The sequence below is a fragment of the Candidatus Omnitrophota bacterium genome, assembly GCA_013791745.1.
In the GTDB taxonomy this organism is placed as follows: Bacteria; CG03; CG03; order CG03; family CG03; genus CG03.
Genome location: VMTH01000024.1, coordinates 1 through 2,807, shown reverse-complemented (window position 1 = coordinate 2,807; position 2,807 = coordinate 1). Strand labels below are relative to the sequence as shown.

Here is a 2,807-nt window from a genome sequence, read left to right as displayed (position 1 = left end):
GGGGATGGCGTCGCCCGACGGAGAGCCGTTGGCGACATTGCCGCCGAGCGTCGCGCGGTTTCTTATCTGGGGAGATCCCACAGTAGCGGCGGCCTCCGCCAAACAAGCGGCGTATTTTTTTATGACAGGCGATTTTGCTATGGAAGCGAAAGTCGCCAGAGCTCCGATATTGATGTTTTTGCCTTTGAGCTCTATCTTATCAAGGCCCTTGAGCGAAGATATATCGCAGAGCACCTCGTCTTCCAGAGCGCCGTCGTTGAGCGCCACATATATGTCCGTGCCGCCGGCGAGGAAGACGCATTTCTCCCTCAGCTTTCCCAGTTCGGCAAGGCTTTTGATCCTTATAAATTTTTTCATCTTTTTTTGGTTCGGCCCAGCTCACCATTTTGCGACGCTTTTTTTACGGCGTTCTTGATTTTCGTGTAACCCGTGCAGCGGCAGAGATTGCCCGACAGCGCTTCTTTTATGTCCGCATCGGATGGATTGCTCTTTTTATCCAGCAGCGCCTTCGCCGCCAAGACCATTCCCGGAGTGCAGAAACCGCACTGGACCGCCCCCTCGTCTATAAAAGCTTTCTGTATGGGATGCAGTTTACCGCCGGAGCTCAGCCCCTCTATGGTGATTATCTCGCGGCCTTCCGCCTGCGCCACAGGAAAAATACAGGAATCAACGAGCTCGCCGTCAACGATGACCGAACAGGCGCCGCACTCGCCTTTGGAGCAGCCTTCCTTAGTTCCCGTCAAGCCCAGGTCTTCCCGTATGACATCCAGCAGCCTCGCTTCCGGAGCGGCATCCAGCGTGACTTTTTTTCCGTTTATTTTGAAACTTACGCGCATTTCACCCTCTCAGGTATCAGGGGAAGATCCTTGATGCGTTTTCCCGTGGCGTTGTAAACGGCGTTGGCTATCGCAGGAGCCGCGCATATTAGAGGCGGCTCGCCGAGGCCCTTGGCGCCGTAGGGCCCTTTGGGATATTTTTCCTCAACTATTATCGGTTTTATGTCGGGCGAATCCTCAATAGTGGGTATTATGTAACCGGTAAAATTGGGATTCATCATCCGGCCGTTGTCTATCACAAGGTTTTCCGAAAGAGCGTACCCTATTCCCTGCAGGCCGCCGCCCTGTATCTGGCCTTCCACCTCTCGCGGATTTATGGCCTTGCCTATATCGTGAGCGCTCACAAAATTCAGGACTTCCACAAGGCCTGTTTCGGTGTCAACCTCCACTTCGGCTATCATCGTCGACCATGTGTAAACAAAATAGGGATCCCCCTGCCCGTCTTTTTCTCCGAATGTGGTTCCCTCAACACGGAACCATCCGGCGTGGCTCAGATGCACTCTTTCAGCCCAGCATCGGGCTATGATTTCAGCATAAGGCGCCTTCTTGTTTCCTATTTTATAAAAACCATTTTCGGATAAAACCTTACCTTTTACTTTAAGTTCTTTTCTGACAACTTTGTCAATCCTGGCGCGTATGACCTTACAGGCGTTCATAACGGATGTGCCGCTCATAACTGTTGTGCGCGAGGCCACGGTGGGGCCTGAATCGGGCACCCTGGATGTGTCGGTGGGCATCATGTCAACAAGCTCGTAAGGCGCTCCCAGAGTTTCGGCGGCTATCTGCGAAAGAACTGTGCGGGCGCCCTGCCCCATTTCGGTGTTGCCGACGGCTATGAGCGCGCTTCCGTCAGGTTCAATCTGCACAAAAGAACCGCTCTTGGCCAGATGCTGCCCCCCTGCGCCCAGACCGACACCGTAAATTGAGGATGCCATACCTATACCGTATTTTTTTATGCCTTTTTTCAATGACGGTTTTTTCCATTTTTTTGACCATCCGACGGATTTTTTTGCCAGAGCTAATGTTTTGAGCAATCCTATACTTTCCGTTATCTTTTGATTTGTAGCCGTCGTGCCGCCTTTTTTTATGGCATTGATCTCACGCAGGCGCGAGGGATCCATATTCAGCTTCCCGGCGAGCATATCTATAAGCGACTCATTGGCGAAAGATATCTGCGGCTGGCCGAAACCGCGGTAAGCCCCGCAGGGCACTTTGTTGGTCGCGGCCGCGTATGTTTCAATGAGCACATTGTCTATCTCGTAGGGCCCCGAAGCGTGAACGGTGCCTCTCCACAGGACTATAGGGCTGAGCGTGGCGAAAGCTCCGCCGTCGAGGACATACTTCACCCTGCAGGAGACGATCTTGCCCTTTTTCGTGGCGCCGTATTTTATCCTCGCCCAGCCGGGATGCCTTTTGGACATTGACTGGAAATCCTCTTCCCTGCTGTATATGAGTTTGACCGGCCTTCCGGTTAAACGCGCGAGCATCGCCGCGTGTCCGCACACTATAGACGGCACATCCTCTTTTCCGCCGAATGCGCCGCCGGTCGTCTGCTGTATTATCGTCACCTTGTTGTAAGTCTCCCCCAGCACCTTTGCCACGGCATCCTGCACATAGAAAGGGCACTGCATGGAGCCGTAAACATCCATTCCGCCGTCGTCGCGGGGCACTGCTATGGCGCCCTGCGTCTCAAGATATGCGTGCACCTGATAATTCGTCGTGAATGTGTCTTCAACCTCTATCTCGGCGCGGGCTTTTTTTATGTCGCCTTTTTTAACGGTGAATTTTTTGAAGATATTGTCTTTCCCGTATATCTTCGGGCTTTTTTTCTTCATCGCCTCAAGCGCATCAAAAACAGCGGGAAGCTCTTTGTATTTTATCTTGACCATAGAGGCGGCTCTGCGCGCGGTGGCAGGGTCTTCGGCGGCGACGAGGCCTACGGCCTGGCCCTGGAATTTAGCGATGTTTCCG

General features: G+C 53.0%; 3 protein-coding genes. All 3 read right to left on the bottom strand.

The window, feature by feature from the left end; all coding sequences use genetic code 11:
- Window positions 1-357 (bottom strand): molybdopterin dehydrogenase (locus tag FP827_01125; GenBank protein MBA3051687.1); only part of this gene is annotated, 357 nt, incomplete at its 3' end.
- Entirely contained in the window at window positions 354-836 is a 483-nt protein-coding gene (locus FP827_01120) for a (2Fe-2S)-binding protein (GenBank protein MBA3051686.1), read from the bottom strand. The genes FP827_01125 and FP827_01120, both read right to left, overlap by 4 nt.
- A partial coding sequence (locus FP827_01115; protein MBA3051685.1) for a molybdopterin-dependent oxidoreductase occupies window positions 827-2,807 on the bottom strand: 1,981 nt, incomplete at its 5' end. The genes FP827_01120 and FP827_01115, both read right to left, overlap by 10 nt.

Excerpts from the sequence above, each read along its gene's own strand:
- FP827_01120 (MBA3051686.1), bottom strand. The coding sequence starts at position 836 with ATGCGCGTAAGTTTCAAAATAAACGGAAAAAAAGTCACGCTGGATGCC.